Consider the following 17,707-nt stretch of genomic DNA (forward strand, 5'->3'; position numbering starts at 1 on the left):
TTTTTTGCTTTTCCTGCCTAAGCTGCTATCAATTCGGAGATAAATTACACGGCGCCATCATGCCAAAAGGGAATAAAAACAGACTATAGATTGAAGTTATTCGCACTGCGTTGCATAGTAGTGCTATTAATGAATAATAAATAACCAATTATAAGATTTAAGACTGGCAAAACTGTCTACTCTTAGTTCGGAGGGATCCCGAATGGCAGCAGTAATGGAACAGCTCGTAGCCCACACAATATTACAAGGTTTTGACGCTATGTATGGTCGATTCCTGGATGTCACGGCCGGTGCACAGGAGCGGTTTGAAAGCCAAAATTGGCCTACGGTACATCAAGCACTCAAAAAACGCATTAGCTTCTATGATCACCATGTTGATCTGGTTACCAACCAGATCCAGATAATGCTGGGGGAGCGTTACGCCAATCGTACTTTTCTCACGGCGGTCAAATCGGCCTATGAAGATCTGCTGCTGGACTATCCCCGCTATGAGATAGCAGAGAGTTTTTTCAATTCAGTCTACTGCCGGATCTTCGAGCACCGCAATATCAACCGGGACAAATTATTTGTTCACAGCTCACAGGAAGGCCGGATCCCGACCTATCCCACCGCTCTCACCCGTACCTATAACGCGGGTAGCAGCTTGAAAAGCTTGCTGGAAAGAATGCTGGATGATGCCCCGTTTACCGTAGACTGGGAGGACAAAAACCGGGATATTGACCTCATCGTTCAGCGGTTGCAAAACGAACTGGGCAACGAACTGGAACCCAGCCCAGTGATAGAACTGATCCGCGAACCCTTCTACCGCAACAAAGCGGCTTACCTCATTGGCCGCATCAACCTCAAGAATAACCGTAACGCTCCGCTGGTATTACCGGTGCTCACTAACAGCAACAAGCAACTCTATATCGATGCCTGTCTCTGCCATGTCGATAATGCCAGTATTATTTTTGGCTTTGCCCGCTCTTATTTCATGGTATATGCCCCGGCTCCCGCTGCGTTGGTACGCTTCCTCGCCGAGATCATGCCCAACAAAACCAACGCGGAGCTTTATACCGCCATCGGCTGCCAGAAACACGGCAAAACAGAGCTGTACCGCGAGTTCCTGCATCACCTGGAAAACTCGGACGACCAGTTTATATCTGCCCCGGGGATCAAAGGGATGGTGATGTCGGTATTTACCCTTCCTTCTTATGATTTTGTGTTCAAAATCATCAAAGACAAGTTTGCTCCGCAAAAAGCAATCAGCCATGCCACCGTTCGCGAGAAGTACAAGCTGGTAAAAGAGCATGATCGGGTGGGAAGAATGGCCGATACCCAGGAATACCGCAACTTTACCTTCGAGCGACACCGCTTCAGTGAGGAACTGCTCGAAGAATTGCTGGAGGTGGCGCCCTCGAACATTTCGGTCGCAGGCGATCAGATCATCATCAAGCACCTGTATACCGAGCGGCGGATGATCCCGTTCAATATTTATATCGAGCAGGCCGACGAACAAGATCTTCGCCATGCCGTTGACGAATATGGTAAAGCCATCAAGCAACTGGCAGCCGCCAATATTTTCCCTGGTGACATGCTGTTTAAAAACTTCGGCGTCACTCGGCACAAGCGGGTCGTATTCTATGACTATGATGAAATCAGCTATATGACCGAAATGAATTTCCGCAAGATCCCGCCGCCCCGCTACCCGGAAGATGAAATGGCGGCGGAGCCCTGGTATAGCGTCGGGATCAATGACGTGTTCCCTGAGGAGTTTCGTACCTTCCTGCTGATCAATCCGACCGTCAGGGCATTGTTCAATGAGCTACATAGTGATCTTTTTGAGGCCAGTTACTGGCAACAGTTACAACAAAATATTATCAATGGGCAGTACGAAGACGTCTACCCCTACCAGAACAAACACCGGCTACGTAAGTAGCCTTGTTCTTGGATCGATACCCGAAATTGGACAAGGTTTGATGTCAAATATCTCATTCAGTTATATTTGGCATGTCAATGATGATAAATCTGTCCTATTATTAAAAACGCTGACCAAAAATCAGACAGCAACGACAGATAAATGATTAAACAATAACAATGCAACAGGGAAGGTGGCGCAATGAAAAAATTGCTGATCACGATTGCCCTGCTGGTAGTGGCTTTACCAACAACAGCAGCAGAAAAAGGATTGTTTGACCTGATCGGCAGTGATAACCCACCCTCGTCCGGCTGGTTTATGTCTTCTCAATCCAAAAGCGCCGAACAATTCGATGTCTGGCAAATTGATAGCGGTTACGCCTATGCTCTGAATGACAACACCGAGCTTTACCTAAGTACCCGCTTGAAATCCGGTAATGACTCTCAAGCAGCCAGTCGGGGACTGTTATCCGGGGTAAAATACAGCCTGTCACCGAAGCTCAGCCTACAAAGCGCCTTAACCTCAGAAACACTTGAGCAAGAGACTATAATGGGTGTCGAAGTATCAAGTCAGTATGAAGTTACGGAGCGAGTAAACCTGCATGCCACCGTTGACTACGAGGCCCTAGAGCAGATCTATCAATTAGGAATTGGGTTCCGTTTCTAATACGGCATGAGTCTTTAAACTCAGCGAATACAAGCAGGTAAGCCTTGTTTGTATTCGCTGATGTGTCATTTTCATATCTGTGGCTTTGTTATGGCGAGCTCAGGTTTATCACTCTCAAAAACTGACAAATCCAACGGTTTCTGGCTCAGCAAAATACCATTTAAATCGGCATACAGCATATCTCCCGGATACACCAGAGTGTGGGCAACGGCCAGGGTAACATTCTGATCGCCGGTCTGCCTTTTATCGGTTTTGAACGGGCAAGCCGCCAAAGCCTTAACCCCGATATCAATCGTCGCAAGGGTACCAATATCACGTGCCGCCCCATTGATCACAATCCCTTCCCAGTTATTTTTATGAGCCAACAACGCCAGTTGATCCCCCAGTAATGCCCTATTGCAGGAACCATGCCCATCAATGAATAAGACCTTACCGGTTCCATCCTCCGAAACGATATCCCGCACCAAACTGTTATCTTCAAAACAACGCAGCGTGACCACTTCACCGTAAAAAATGGTTCTGCCGCCATAATTATTCGTCACCAGGGGTAGCCAGCGAACATCTTGCCCGTAGTGATCACACAGGTCCGGTAATAAATCTATCATCACATACTCCTTTACCTTCATGGCCAATAGCCTTCCACTACTCAGTGTAGAAAAAGTCTTTCATTTCACCTAGTTTCATTGCTATGACGTTTTCGATTAATACCGGTACCAGCAACAGTTGCCCCTGCTCAACCCAATAAATCGCGTTCTGCTGCCATCGGCGAGCCAGCTGGCAAGCTTGCTCTAAGGTGATCACTGCAGCAAAACCCGGCTCCTGCCAACTGCCGTCTAAAGCACGGCACGTCACAGGCAATATTTTCTCCGTCAGGTTGACCAGCTCAATTTTCAGCAATTCATTGCGTTTTACGTTGTCATAGTTATTAAGAACAATGCTTCTGGGATTAAATGCTGTTAGAATTGCAAAACAAGGGTAAACGGGGTGTTGCTCAGCTTTGAATGAAATAGCCTGATAGCTACACCAGAGCGAGATGTTTTCACACATTTTCGGTTTAGCCTTAAGAGCGACGTATTATTTTGTAGCTAATGTTAAACAAAGTGCCGATTCGTAATACACTTCACTCTGTTTGATATAAATCAATAAAGCTCCAAAAAGCAGTCACGAAACAAAGCCGCATTATTGTTAGCGAGCTGTTAAGTGCATACAATCGTCGCCATCCCACGGAGATTGTAGCCAATGCCCCCTTATTTTCGGGCTTTTTCAGCAGTTACTATGACACATCGTCTTGCTGAATAAAGGATGGCGTACCAAACAGGCAGCTTTTCAGCTTAATAAAATGTATTTTGTCCAATACGTTGCCTGTATGTGAATTTTTTTTATAGAATTTAACTATTCTGTTTTTGACCAGATTCCGTTTTTTGAAATTAGGTACTGCCAATGCAAACCCCTCACATTCTAATTGTAGAAGACGAGCACGTAACACGTAACACCCTGAAAAGCATCTTTGAGGCAGAGGGTTACACTGTCTTTGAAGCTAATGACGGTGCAGAAATGCATCAGATGCTTTCAGAGCACCCTGTTCACTTGGTGATCATGGATATCAACCTGCCAGGCAAAAATGGCCTGCTGCTAGCCCGTGAACTTCGCGAGCAAGGCGACATGGCACTGATGTTCCTGACCGGCCGTGACAACGAAGTTGACAAGATCCTGGGTCTTGAAATTGGTGCTGATGACTACATCACAAAACCATTCAACCCACGTGAGCTGACTATCCGTGCACGTAACCTGCTAACTCGTGCTATGAATCAAGGTCTGCCGACTGAAGATAAGAGACTGGTTGAGCGTTACGAATTTAATGGCTGGTCACTTGAGATCAACAGCCGTTCACTGGTTAGCCCAAGCGGCGATCAGTTCAAGCTGCCTCGTTCTGAGTTCCGTGCCCTGCTTCACTTCTGTGAAAACCCAGGCAAGATCCAGACCCGTGCCGAGCTGCTGAAGAAGATGACTGGTCGTGAGCTGAAGCCGCATGACCGTACTGTTGACGTTACGATTCGTCGTATCCGTAAGCATTTCGAGTCTGTTGCTGATACTCCGGAAATCATTGCCACCATTCATGGTGAAGGTTACCGTTTTTGCGGTGATCTAGACGAAGAATAATATTTCTTTGACACCATAAAAAAGGCTCCCTCGGGAGCCTTTTTTGTTAAGTCGGTAACCAAACTGAATAATTAGCAGGCCTATCCGCGAGATTGAGTAGGGCCGTTTGGTACAAATTAGAACACCTGACTCAGTATCACGTCATGCTGCACCAAGGTATGCTCCTGGCCGCCATGCAAAATATTGACAGCGATATTGACCTTACTGCCCGGTACCCACTCCGGACCACCACGCAGTATCACCTCCAGACTCAGTTCACCCTCGGCACGTATTTCCAGGTTCTCATTTACCAGCCACTGCTTGTCCTCATGCTCCAGTAGAACCTGGGTAATTTCGATCCCCTGCGGCAGAGCCTGCATATCTGTTGACTGTAGTTTCACTGAGGCATGCAGCTTATCGGCCGGTTTGGTTCCATCATCACCAATAACCGGCATGCTGTTAAGCCACAGTTCACTACGCAGGTTTAACAGTACATCTGAAACCATAAGTTCAGTCGGCGACTGCCAGATATCGGCCGTGGCAGGTAGTGCAGGATGCTCTGGCTCAAGTACCTCGGGTTCGGCTGGCGTCTGAGGTGTCGTATCTTTTGTTGTGTCTTCGGCAGCAGAGACTTGCGTCTCAGTAGCGGCCTCTGGCTCTATATCCGTCGATGCCGGTTTCTCTGGCTCAGAACAAGCCACCAGTATCAAGCAGCCAGCTGCCAACGTGATTTTCCGTAATGTCATGATCATTTCTCCTGCTGGGCTAACCAGTCTTTGAGCACGCTTAGATCATTCTGGTAGCCATCTTTGATTTCATCGACCCAATCATTGATATTTTCCCACCAAGCCGGTAACTCCGGTGACTGGGCCTTCTGGGCTACCTGCTGGATATGCTTCAAGCCGATAGAGCCTGCTGCTCCTTTAATCTTATGCGCTTCAAACTTAATGCCGTCTTTGTCCTTGGCTGTCATATTCGAATCCAAGATGGCAATATACTCGGGCATTTTTTCTTCGAACATCGCAATACTTTGATATACGGGCTGAGTGCCGACAATATCTACGTATGATGTCAGCATCTCCAGATCCAGTAACTGGTTGACCATTTCATCACTAGGCACATTATTGTCTTGCTCTGGTAACGGCTCTTCCATCTCCTCATCCTCATCAATCGGGCAAGTAAGTACCAGTCGCTGGATCACATCAGTAATCGCCTTAACACTCAAAGGCTTACTCAGCGCATCATCCATGCCTTTTTCAAGATATTCGGCCTTGTCCTTAATCACATTGGCGGTCAGTGCCACCAATGCCGGTAGATAGTCATACTTTTCGCGTAATATTCTGGCGATATCGAATCCCGTCATATCCGGTAGCTGAATATCGAGCAATACTAAATCATAGGCTTCGGGATCAAACATCTCCAACGCTTCGTCGCCACGCATGGCAACCGTAACTTCGTGGCCAAGACTTTCAAGCAGCGCCTTGGCAACGGTTATATTCAGCTCTATATCTTCGACCATGAAGATATTCAGGCCGACTTGCGGCACCGCAGGCATCACATCCTCTTCCTGCACGCTGTCAACCAGCGGAACACGGATAGTAACGGTAAAGGTACTGCCCTCACCCACTTCCGAAGAGACGGTGATATCGCCGCCCATCATCTGGACTAGCTGACGCGATACCGCCAGACCGATACCTGTGCCAACGGCATGCAGGTTGTCACTGCCGTCCTTGACCTGATAATACATGGCGAAAATTTTATCGAGCTCGGTATCAGGTATTCCGATCCCACTGTCTTCGACTTCGAAGGTAATTTCAGCCTGCTGCTCAACTATCTCACTGCTGACCGACAGTATCACACCACCTTCTTTAGTAAATTTGGTCGCGTTACTGACCAGGTTCCATAGCACCTGGCGCAAGCGGGTGCTGTCAACTTCGATACAGCTCGGCAGATCCGTTAAGCGCTCGAGATCAAATCGCAGCCCTTTCTGCTCGGCCATCAGCCCGGAGATATTCTCCATCTCGACCACAAACTCTTTGAAATCAAGAGGCTTAGGCAGCAACTCCAAGCGCCTGCGGTCTGACTTGTCCATGTCGATAATGTCATTGAAAATATTACCGAGGGTGATAGCGCTGACGTGGATCGTCCGCATATAGCCACGTTGCTCTTCATTAAGCTTGGTCTCCAGCAACATTCGGCTCAGGCCAACAATACCGTTAAGCGGGGTGCGCAGCTCGTGGCTAATCGTTGAGATAAAGGCCGTTTTATCTCGGCTCGCTTTCTCTTGCGCATCCTGATATTGCTTGCGTTCGGTAATATCCCGGCCAAAGCCCATCAGGCCCAGGCGGCGCCCGTCGCGGCTATAGAACGGCACTTTGCGCAGTTCAAAAATCGCTTTGCGGCCATCTGGATACTCCAACCACTGCTCATAGGTCAGCGAGAGACTCTGGGAGAAGACCTGCTGATCCGTCTCAACAATCTTGCTCGCAACCTCCTCGCTATAGACATCCCACGGGGTCAGGCCCACCAGCTGTTTTTCGGTTCGGTCTGTCAGCTCTTCCATCGCACGGTTACACCCCGAGAACTGACCTTTTTCATTACGGTAGTAAATCAAATCCGGTGAGGCATCGAGGAATGACTTGAGCAGGGCACTTTGCTCGGCCAGCTCCAGCTGGGCATTTTCTCGCTGGTACACCTCGTTTTCCAAGTCCTGCATCGCTATCTGGCGTGCTTCCTCGGCTTTCTCCCGCTCTTCTATTTCCTGATTGAGCTGGGCAATATTCGCCTGCAGCTGCTTGTTGAGCTGCATATCACGGGAGCGCATCTCTTCTAATTTAGTGACCAGCTTTGACAGCCGCTGACGCGAGTCTTCTAACTGATCCACCACAACCGAGAGAAAATACACCGCCCATGGGGTGATTAGCAGCCCAAAGAATACGGAGCGCACGATATCAATATCATGCACTTCCCCCTGCAGCACCAGAGTTACCCCGACCTGCACCACGACAGCCAGGGCCACCAAGGCCAGCGCCAGTAATAAACTGAATCTGACGATACCGAGCTTAACCAGCAAGTCGACATAGAACTGAGCCAGCACTTTGATTTGTTTCATTATTTATTCCTACCAATGAAAGGCTGCTACCATGATAATCGTCGCGACGACAGAACCAAAGGATAAGCACCACAGTTATCTCAATTTGCCCAGATATAACAAAGCCTGCTGGCGCAGGCTTCAATATAGTTGAAATGTCTCTCTCAGAAGTCGTCGTTGTCTGACATCGACATCGTACAGTTTCGCCCCGCCGCCTTGGCTTTATACAAGGCGATATCGGCCAATTCAACCAATTCACCATAGTCCTGGCTCGGTAGCGGCGTGACCGTGGCAACCCCGAGGCTAACAGTAAGCGTGGTTCCCACCTCAGAATACATATGGGTGATCCCTTTTTCAGCCAGAGCCTGGTGTACTTTCGCCGCAATCAACTCGCCGCCTCTCAGATCGGTGTTCGGCAGCAAAAACGCAAACTCCTCACCTCCGTAGCGCGCCACCTCGTCGGTCTCTCGCCTCACCACAGAGCGGAACACCTTCGCTACCTCACGCAGCGCAAAATCCCCCTGCTGGTGGCCATAGTTATCATTAAACGCTTTAAAGTTATCAATATCACATAGCACCAGCGTCAACGGATTTTGCTCACGAACATGGCCATGCCATAGCTTACGCAGCTGTTCATCAAAGCTGCGACGGTTGGCAACCTTGGTCAGGCTGTCGATAAAGCTCAGCTCCTGCAGCTCCATAATCGCATCTGCAAGCTGCTGCTCGGCCATCTTCCGCTCAGTCACATCCCTGGCCATCACCAACACGCCTTTAGCCCCATCGGTCGGATCACAATACGGCGACTTCACGACTTCATACCAAATAGGGGTACCGTCTTCCAAAATCACATAATCATCAGTTTTGAGCGTCACCCCCTGCTCCATAACCTGCTGATCAGTTTCCCGGAAAACCTGCCATTTGTCGGGATCGAGCACATCTGCCGCAGATTTCCCCAGCAGATCTTCCGTGCTGCAACCCAGTGAACGGGCAAATGGCTCATTACAGCCAGCATAGACGCCATGCTCATTATAGATACCAATCGGATCCGTACTGGCATTCAAAATGGTATCAAGCACCGTATTACGCTGCGCCAGCGCTTGCTCGGTTATTTCACGCTTTTCTATTTCCTGTTTGAGGCTTTCCTGCATTTCATGCCAGTCTGTGACATCGTGGCTAATACTCAGCGTGCCAACAGCCTCACCATTGTCTCCAATTAACTGGGTTTTATTGGTTTCAAACAACCGGCTGGAACCATCTGGTGCCGTCGTCCAAGTATGGAGCGAGTTATTGATAACAGAAAAATCATCATCATCCATAACCCCTTCATCGATCCGCCCGCGCCAGAAGCGGTCAAAGGATTTATTGGTCCCGATAATACGGCCAGATTTATCCTGGAAATATACCAGTTCAGACAGCGAGTTCAGCACCTGCTGGAATACCCGTTGTTCCTGCTCCAGTTTCGAATGCGAGGCCAGCTTCGATTTCGGTTTGACAAAAAACAACAGCCAAGCAGCTTGCCACTTATAGCGTATCGGCTGGCCGGACACATTCAGGGACATTACCCGCCCCTGGGCGAGCTGAATTTCTTCCTTTACATCACGAAAGCCGCGATGGCTGGAAAAAGGACGCAAAATATCGGCAATCATCTGCGGGTTTAGCTCATCGGGATACAGGTAGCGATGACCGAGCTTGCGCACCCCCAACAGTTCTCGACAGCTTTTATTGCCATAAAGCAGTACACCGTCTTTTTTTCTGACAATGGCAACCGCTACAGGCATATGGGTCAGAGTGGCATGAAGTTTACGAAATGAAGATGAATCAAGATGATGCAGGATCAAAACCAACAGCCCGCCACCGACAATGGTCATCAGAGTCATCAGGGAAAAGACCAGGATCGAGCTATTCAAGCTATCGACCGCACCTGCTGCCAGTACCGGAAGTGGAGAAAGCAATGCAGTCAGGGGGAACAAACAACGAAAAGCCCCCCGGGCAAGTATCCGAGGGGCGTTCCGGATGGATATCCGACGGGATTTCATGAACGTTTCTCGAACATCTAATCCCCCGATCCAACAATCAGGGTTTCTGATTGAGCTAGAGCAATGACTAACCGCATGCATATAAATTGAATAGTTACTTATTAGACTCCCGGTAATCTAACATATTTCTGCTGCGATCCTATATACCCACTTAATTTCAAGATAAAGCCGCGATTTTTGACGCCGAGGTTCAGCGTCAAAAATTAGCAACATTCAGTTATCCCTATACTTTTTCAATAAAAACAGTTACTAGTGATTACTGAACTGGACAATTTTACGTAGATCACTTGGCTATTGGCTGATACACAAATGGCTTGCCTAACGCACTGCCCTGAGCCCCCAGGCGGTCAAGGGTACGGCCAATTTCCGTCATCGCCAACCAGCGGTTCTCGCACCAGGTCGGCGCCAGCAAAGTCGGCCGGCGAGCACTCGCTGATACACGATGGTAAACGATCTCTGGTGGTGTCAGGCGGATCATCTCTGACGCAATATCGGCATAATCGTCCAAACTCAGAGCCTCCAGCCGATCGGCCTTCCAGGCCTGCCCCATCTTACTGCCTTCGACTATATGCAACGGATGCAGCTTAATCCCATCGACACCGACATCAACGGTACGCTTGATAGTATCGATATTGTCCGCTTTGGTGTCGCCCGGCAAACCAACAATCAGATGCGTACAGACTTTTATTCCTAGTGCACGGGCACGCTTGGTGATCTGCTCGTAACAGGCAAAATCATGACCGCGATTAATTCGTTTGAGTGTTTTATCGTTGGCCGTTTGCAATCCAAGCTCAAGCCAAATCTCATACCCCTGCTCACAGTAGCTGGCTAGCAATTCCAATACCGCATCTGGTACGCAGTCCGGGCGGGTGCCCACACATAATCCGACAATATCTGCCGACTGCAACGCTTCTTCATACATGCTTTTCAGTAGCTGTACTTCGGCATAGGTATTGGTGTAAGCCTGAAAGTAGGCGAGATAGCGCTTTGCTCTATCCGTTTGCGCGGCGCGCTGTGCCAATTGCTGACTGATCGGCAAATACTGAGCCTGCTCGTCTGCAAAAGATGCGACATTGCAAAACGTACAGCCGCCACGACCAATCGTGCCATCACGGTTCGGACAACTGAATCCGCCATGCAGGGTAAGTTTGTGAACCTTCTCTCCATAGCGGCGCTGTAAGTCCTGTCCAAATGTGTTGACTAGCTCGTGCAACTGCATCTTGTCACCTGAAGTTGTTAATTAAAAAAGCAGCGCAGATTAGCACCAACTTCACACGGGAAGTTTGTGCCAAAACAAGAAAAAATGCTTATTTGCACACTCTCGGCCAATCAACAATACCATGTAGACAAAATACTACAGAATCTTCTCCCTTTTCCGGCATTAACCACACTCTTTAAATGGTTAACTGACAATTATTCAATCCGTAATATTCATAATGAGAACTATTATCGAATAATCAATCAATATATTGCGCTATAAATTCAAATAACCGACCGTTTTATGCTGTCTGGAGGCGAATTTTTGTTGGTAATTAATAAATCAAAAATGTAGGATAGTTACAGCTGTGTGCAATTTATGAACAATTAATGTGACGATTTCACCTATAAAAATAGTGATTTATGTCACCATACCTATGTAGTCGTAGAACTTTTGCAAACCAGAGCAAGGGTGCTACAGAATTTAGTTTGCTAATGATCTCAACCATCATCCCACAGCAAACATCCCATCTCACCGGTTGGACAGGAGTCCGCTCAATGCCGGTCACGATGGACAAAAACAAATTAGGGAACTCAGGCCTCTGGATTGAAGCCTGTTGAAACTGGAAGGAAGTATCTATGACAGATCAAGAGCTTAATGCTCAGGGACTCTACGTGCCTGAATTGGAGCACGATGCCTGTGGTATCGGCTTTGTGGCCCACCTAAAGAACCGCAAATCCCATGAAATTGTAACCCAAGCCCTTGATATGCTTGCTCGGATGGAACACCGTGGCGGCCAGGGTTGCGATCCATGCAGCGGTGACGGTGCCGGTATTCTTCTGCAAAAGCCCCATGAATTTTTACTTGAAGAAACCGTTAAACAGGGCATTAAACTACCGTCATTTGATCAGTACGGTGTGGGGGTTGTGCTCTTCCCTAAAGACGAGCATAAACGTCAACAGTGTCGTGATATTTTAGAGCGCAATGCCAAGCGCCTCGATCTTGAAATCATTGGCTACCGTGTACTGCCTGTCGACAATTCCATGATCGGTGAAGATCCGCTGAGCACAGAGCCTCAGTTTGAACACGTCTTCATTACCGGCGGTGCCAACCTCGACCCGGCCGTGCTTGAGCGTAAGCTCTACGTCCTGCGTAACTACACGGTTCGCGTCTGCCTGGAAAGCATTTCCAATATTGGCGATGACTTCTACATCAACTCATTGTCATACAAGACCCTGGTGTACAAAGGCCAGCTGACAACCGAGCAGGTACCGCAGTACTTCCTCGATCTGCAGAATCCAACCATGGTCACTGCTCTGGCGCTGGTTCACTCACGTTTCTCGACCAACACCTTCCCGAAATGGCGCCTGGCTCAGCCTTTCCGTTACATTGCCCATAACGGTGAAATCAACACCGTACGCGGTAACCTTAACTGGATGAAGGCCCGCGAAGCGATCCTTGAGTCTGAGCTATTCAGCCAGCAAGAAATCGACATGCTATTGCCGATCTGTCAGGAAGGCAGCTCAGATTCATCGAACTTTGATATGGCACTGGAACTGCTGGTACTTTCCGGCCGTAGCCTGCCGCACGCGCTGATGATGCTGATCCCTGAGGCATGGCAGGAAAACAAGAACATGGATCCAAAGCGCCGTGCCTTCTACCAGTACCATGCCAACGTCATGGAACCGTGGGACGGCCCGGCATCCGTTTGTTTCACCGATGGCGTTCAGGTAGGGGCAACACTGGACCGTAACGGTCTGCGTCCTTCCCGCTATACCGTAACCAAAGATGACTTCCTGGTAATGGCATCCGAATCTGGTGTCGTCGAAATTGAACCTGAAAACGTCCAGTTCCGCGGGCGCCTGCAGCCTGGCCGTATCTTTGTCGCCGATCTCGAACAAGGCCGCATCATCTCTGACGAAGAGGTCAAGGACAGCATTGCCTCGGCCCAGCCCTATGAGCAGTGGGTTCAGGACAACCTGTTGAGCCTGAAGGCACTGCCTGAAGCCGACAACATGCACCACCAGCCAACACCTGAACGCCTGCTGCACCACCAGCAAGCCTTTGGTATGAGCTCGGAAGAAGTGAACGAAATCATCGTTCCGCTGGCAAAAACCGGTTACGAGCCCCTCAGCGCGATGGGTGCCGACTGGCCGTTAGCAGTCCTTTCACATCAGTCACAGCACTTGTCGAACTACTTCAAGCAGCTGTTTGCCCAGGTCACCAACCCGCCGATCGATCCGATCCGTGAACGGATGGTGATGTCTCTGAATACGTATCTGGGTAAAGATCAGAACTTGCTCACCGAGACCCCTGAGCACTGCCAGAAGGTCGAGCTGGAGTCCCCGGTACTATCAAACGCCGAGCTTGAAAAACTCCGTGCTATCGACAACGAGCACCTACAGGCCAAGACACTGGATATCGTATTCCGTGCCAATGGCGAGCAAGGCAAGCTCGAACGTGCTCTAAAGCGTATCTGCCAGTACTCGGAAGATGCCGTTATTGACGGCTACTCAATCATTATCCTTACGGACCGCGCGGTTAACTCGAACCATGCCGCAATCCCGGCGATGCTGGCGGTCGGTGCGGTACACCATCACCTGATCCGCAAAGGGCTGCGTGCCAAGTGTGACATCGTGGTGGAAACCGGCGATGCACGTGAGACCCACCACTTTGCAACACTGGTTGGTTATGGTGCCAATGCGGTTAACCCATACCTGGTTACAGAGACTCTGGTTGACCTGCAAAAAAAGCGCAAGCTGGATCCCGAACTGCCAACAGAGACGCTATTTAACAACTACCGTAAAGGTGTCAACGGCGGCCTGCTGAAGATCTTCTCCAAGATGGGGATCTCCACCCTACAGTCATATCATGGCGCCCAGATCTTCGAGGCTCTGGGGATCAGCAAGGCGGTAGTGGACAAATACTTCACCGGTACGGTTTCACGTATCCAGGGCCTGACTATCGATGATATTGCCCAGGAAGTGCTGATCCGTCACCGTGTCGGCTATCCGACCCGCGACATTCCAATCCAGATGCTGGATGTCGGTGGTGTCTACCAGTGGAAGCAGCGTGGCGAAAAACACCTGTTCAACCCAGAGACCATCTCGCTGCTGCAGCAATCAACCCGTAACAAGGACTTTAACCAGTTCAAGCAATATGCCCACGCAGTTGACTCGCAGGGCGACCATGCCGCAACACTGCGTAGCCAGCTTGAATTTATCAACAATCCGGCAGGTTCCATTCCGCTGGCAGAAGTCGAGCCAATCGAAAGCATCCTCAAGCGTTTTGCGACCGGCGCCATGAGTTTTGGCTCTATCTCATACGAGGCCCACTCGACACTGGCTGTGGCGATGAACCGCATCGGTGCAAAGTCCAACTCCGGTGAAGGCGGTGAGGATCCGACCCGCTTCGAGAAGAAGGACAATGGCGACTGGGAACGCTCGGCGATCAAGCAGGTAGCCTCCGGACGCTTCGGTGTGACCTCTTACTACCTGACCAACTCTGACGAAATTCAGATCAAGATGGCTCAGGGTGCCAAGCCTGGTGAAGGCGGTCAGCTACCGGGTGACAAGGTTGATGACTGGATCGGTGCAACCCGCCACTCCACTCCGGGGGTCGGTCTGATTTCGCCACCGCCGCACCACGATATTTATTCTATCGAAGACTTGGCCCAGCTGATCTACGATCTGAAAAATGCCAACCGTGCTGGTCGTGTTAACGTCAAGCTGGTATCGGAAGCCGGTGTCGGTACGATTGCCTCGGGTGTTGCCAAAGCAAAAGCCGACGTAGTTCTGATTGCCGGCTTTGATGGCGGTACGGGTGCCTCGCCGATGTCATCGATTCGCCACACCGGTCTACCTTGGGAGCTCGGCCTGGCCGAAACCCACCAGACCCTGCTGAAGAACGGTCTGCGTAACCGTATCGTGGTGCAGTCTGACGGTCAGATGAAAACCCCGCGCGATCTTGCTGTCGCGACCTTGCTCGGTGCCGAAGAATGGGGTGTCGCCACAGCCGCACTGGTGGTTGAAGGCTGTATCATGATGCGTAAGTGTCATAAGAACACCTGTCCGGTCGGTATCGCGACCCAGAACAAGACCCTGCGTGAGCGTTTTGATGGCCGCGTAGATGACGTAGTTACCTTCTTCCAGTACATGGCTGAAGGCCTGCGCGAAATCATGGCTGAATTGGGCTTCCGTACTATCGACGAAATGGTCGGTCAGTCCCACAAGCTGAAAATCCGTGATGATATCGGCCACTGGAAATACCAGAACCTTGACCTTAGCCCGGTACTGTTCAACGAGCCTGCGCGTGAGGAAGACGGTATCTACAACCAGCGCGAACAAGAACATAACCTTGAAAATGTACTTGACCGTAAGCTGATTGAGGCGGCGGCACCTGCATTGTACGAAGGCAAGCAGGTTGATGCCGAGTTTGACATCATCAACACCGACCGTAGTGCCGGTACCATGCTGTCGAACGAAATTTCAAAAATCTACAAAGACCAGGGGCTGCCACAGCCGATGAACGTGAAGTTCAAGGGCTCTGCCGGTCAGAGTCTGGGAGCCTTCCTAGCCAAAGGCGTGACGTTTGAGGTGGAAGGTGATGCCAACGACTATTGGGGCAAAGGCCTGTCCGGCGGTACGCTGGTTCTTTACCCGGACGCCAAGTCTGACATTACCCCGGAAGATAATATCGTGGTTGGTAACGTCTGTTTCTACGGCGCGACTTCAGGTGAGTCTTATATCCGCGGCTTGGCCGGCGAACGTTTCTGTGTCCGTAACTCAGGTGCGAAAGTCGTTGTCGAAGGTGTCGGAGATCACGGTTGTGAATACATGACAGGTGGGGTCGCGGTGATCCTCGGTCAGACTGGCCGTAACTTTGCGGCAGGTATGAGTGGTGGGGTGGCGTACGTTTGGGATCAGTTTGATGATTTTGAAACCAAGCTAAACCCGGAACTTGTTGACCTGGATCCAATCGAGCAGGAAGACAAGGACTTACTGCAAACTATGCTAGCCAAACATGTTGAGCTGACGGGCAGTACAGTGGCACAGACTTTCCTTGCCAACTTTGAAGCAAACCTTCAGAAGATGGTGAAAGTGATGCCTCGGGATTACAAAGCTGTCCTACAAAAGCGCAAAGCGGAAGCAGAAAACAAGGAAGAGTTGGAGGCCGTAAATGGGTAAGCCTACAGGATTTTTAGAATTTGGCCGCGAGCTGCCACAAAAGTTAGGACCGAGCGTCCGTATTCAGGACAACAAAGAGTTCGTTCTGAATGAAGAGTTTGGTGACAAAATCAATACACAGGCATCACGCTGCATGGATTGCGGCGTCCCGTTCTGTCATAACTCGTGTCCGATTGGCAACATCATTCCGGAATTCAATGATGCGGTGTATCGCGATAGCTGGGAAGAAGCATGGAACATCCTAAGTTCGACCAATAACTTCCCGGAGTTTACCGGTCGTGTCTGCCCGGCTCCCTGTGAGAGTGGCTGTGTACTGGGGATCAACCAAGACCCAATCACTATCTGTAATATCGAGAAGACCATTGTCGAGACTGCGTACCGCGAAGGATATGCCAAGCCGAAGACACCGCGCACTCGCACCGGAAAAACCGTGGCCATTATCGGCTCAGGCCCAGCAGGCCTGGCCGCCGCCGAGCAGCTAAACAGTGCCGGTCACTGTGTAACGGTGTTTGAGCGTGACGAAAAAGTTGGTGGCCTGCTGCGTTTCGGTATTCCTGACTTCAAGCTCGGGATGGATATCATTGACCGTAAAGTCAACCTAATGGCCGAAGCCGGAGTAAAGTTTGAGGTCAATGCTCATGTTGGTGTTGACGTCAATGCCCAGCAGTTACGACAAGACTTTGATGTTGTGCTGCTAACTGGCGGATCAACAGTACCACGGAACCTGCCGATCCCTGGCCGGGAACTAAATGGCGTTCATTTTGCCATGGAGTTTCTGGCGCAGAATAACCGCCGAGCCAACAACATGGATCTGAAGACCGAAGAAATTCACGCTGAAGGTAAGCACGTGGTGGTTATTGGTGGCGGTGATACCGGCTCTGACTGTGTCGGTACCTCGAACCGTCATGGCGCAAGCAGCATTACCCAGGTTGAGATCATGCCGATCCCGCCGGAGAAGCGCCCAGCCAATCAGCCATGGCCGTCATACCCGATGATCATGAAAACGTCGACATCACACGAGGAAGGGTGTGAGCGCCATTGGAATATCCTGACTAAGGAATTTATTGGTGACGAAGCCGGTAATGTCAAAGCACTGCGGATTGCCGATATTCAGTGGCAAGAGGCCAAACCGGGCGAGCGCCCTGGGTTTGAAGAAGTCGCCGGCTCTGAGCGGATCATTCCGTGTGATCTGGCATTCCTGGCAATGGGCTTCCTCCACCCGGAACCAACCGGTGTGATTGCCCAGCTGGATGTTAAGCTCGACGAGCGCGGCAACGTGGCGACTTCGGGCTTTGCCACCAGCCAGAAAGGCGTCTTCGCCGCAGGCGATATGCGTACCGGTCAGTCTCTGGTCGTTCGCTGCATCAATGAAGGACGAGAATGTGCGCGAGAAATTGATGCTTACCTGATGGGGAACTCTAACCTGGAAGCCAAAGCCAATTCACTTATGCTGTCTCAAGCCTGATTTCATTCAGTATTGAACTAAAATCCATG

Annotated in this window: 11 protein-coding genes; 5 read left to right on the forward strand and 6 right to left on the reverse strand. The window is 50.1% G+C overall.

Going from position 1 to position 17,707, the window contains the following annotated elements; translation table 11 throughout:
• Positions 1–202: 202 nt before the first annotated feature.
• A complete protein-coding gene (gene aceK, locus MD588_RS14970; protein WP_265698192.1) occupies positions 203–1,918 on the forward strand; it encodes a bifunctional isocitrate dehydrogenase kinase/phosphatase in 1,716 nt (571 codons plus the stop codon).
• 180 nt (positions 1,919–2,098) lie between these two features.
• Positions 2,099–2,563, forward strand: coding sequence for a hypothetical protein (locus MD588_RS14975; protein WP_265698193.1), 465 nt, complete (start codon positions 2,099–2,101; stop codon positions 2,561–2,563).
• Positions 2,564–2,634: 71 nt separating this feature from the next.
• On the opposite strand, the gene MD588_RS14980 is transcribed toward MD588_RS14975, so the two are convergent.
• Positions 2,635–3,168 (reverse strand): putative 4-hydroxy-4-methyl-2-oxoglutarate aldolase, encoded by a 534-nt coding sequence (locus MD588_RS14980; protein WP_265698194.1) that lies wholly within the window; start codon positions 3,166–3,168, stop codon positions 2,635–2,637.
• 37 nt (positions 3,169–3,205) lie between these two features.
• Entirely contained in the window at positions 3,206–3,610 is a 405-nt protein-coding gene (locus tag MD588_RS14985; protein ID WP_265698195.1) for a DUF3293 domain-containing protein, read from the reverse strand.
• A 393-nt stretch (positions 3,611–4,003) separates the two neighbouring features.
• Here MD588_RS14985 and arcA point away from each other — a divergent pair, with 393 nt between their 5' ends.
• Positions 4,004–4,723 carry a two-component system response regulator ArcA gene (gene arcA, locus MD588_RS14990; protein ID WP_036816827.1) on the forward strand — a complete coding sequence of 240 codons (720 nt, stop codon included), beginning with the start codon at positions 4,004–4,006 and terminating at the stop codon, positions 4,721–4,723.
• A gap of 116 nt (positions 4,724–4,839) precedes the next feature.
• On the opposite strand, the gene MD588_RS14995 is transcribed toward arcA, so the two are convergent.
• From MD588_RS14995 to MD588_RS15010, 4 genes are all read right to left on the reverse strand, one after another.
• Positions 4,840–5,448, reverse strand: a complete 609-nt coding sequence (locus tag MD588_RS14995) for a hypothetical protein (protein WP_265698196.1) — start codon at positions 5,446–5,448, stop codon at positions 4,840–4,842.
• A gap of 2 nt (positions 5,449–5,450) precedes the next feature.
• A complete protein-coding gene (arcB, locus tag MD588_RS15000) occupies positions 5,451–7,814 on the reverse strand; it encodes an aerobic respiration two-component sensor histidine kinase ArcB (protein WP_265698197.1) in 2,364 nt (787 codons plus the stop codon).
• Between the two features lie 143 nt (positions 7,815–7,957).
• Positions 7,958–9,829: a diguanylate cyclase domain-containing protein gene (locus MD588_RS15005; RefSeq protein ID WP_265698198.1), complete on the reverse strand. Its 1,872-nt coding sequence runs from the start codon at positions 9,827–9,829 to the stop codon at positions 7,958–7,960.
• 283 nt (positions 9,830–10,112) lie between these two features.
• A complete protein-coding gene (locus MD588_RS15010) occupies positions 10,113–11,048 on the reverse strand; it encodes a TIGR01212 family radical SAM protein (RefSeq protein WP_265698200.1) in 936 nt (311 codons plus the stop codon).
• A 617-nt stretch (positions 11,049–11,665) separates the two neighbouring features.
• Here MD588_RS15010 and gltB point away from each other — a divergent pair.
• Both gltB and MD588_RS15020 read left to right on the forward strand, forming a co-directional pair.
• Positions 11,666–16,213: a glutamate synthase large subunit gene (gltB, locus tag MD588_RS15015; protein WP_265698201.1), complete on the forward strand. Its 4,548-nt coding sequence runs from the start codon at positions 11,666–11,668 to the stop codon at positions 16,211–16,213.
• A complete protein-coding gene (locus MD588_RS15020; protein ID WP_265698202.1) occupies positions 16,206–17,678 on the forward strand; it encodes a glutamate synthase subunit beta in 1,473 nt (490 codons plus the stop codon). Before gltB ends, MD588_RS15020 begins: the two co-directional genes overlap by 8 nt.
• Positions 17,679–17,707: the final 29 nt, after the last annotated feature.

This window comes from Photobacterium obscurum, from assembly GCF_026191635.1.
Lineage (GTDB): Bacteria > Pseudomonadota > Gammaproteobacteria > Enterobacterales > Vibrionaceae > Photobacterium > Photobacterium obscurum.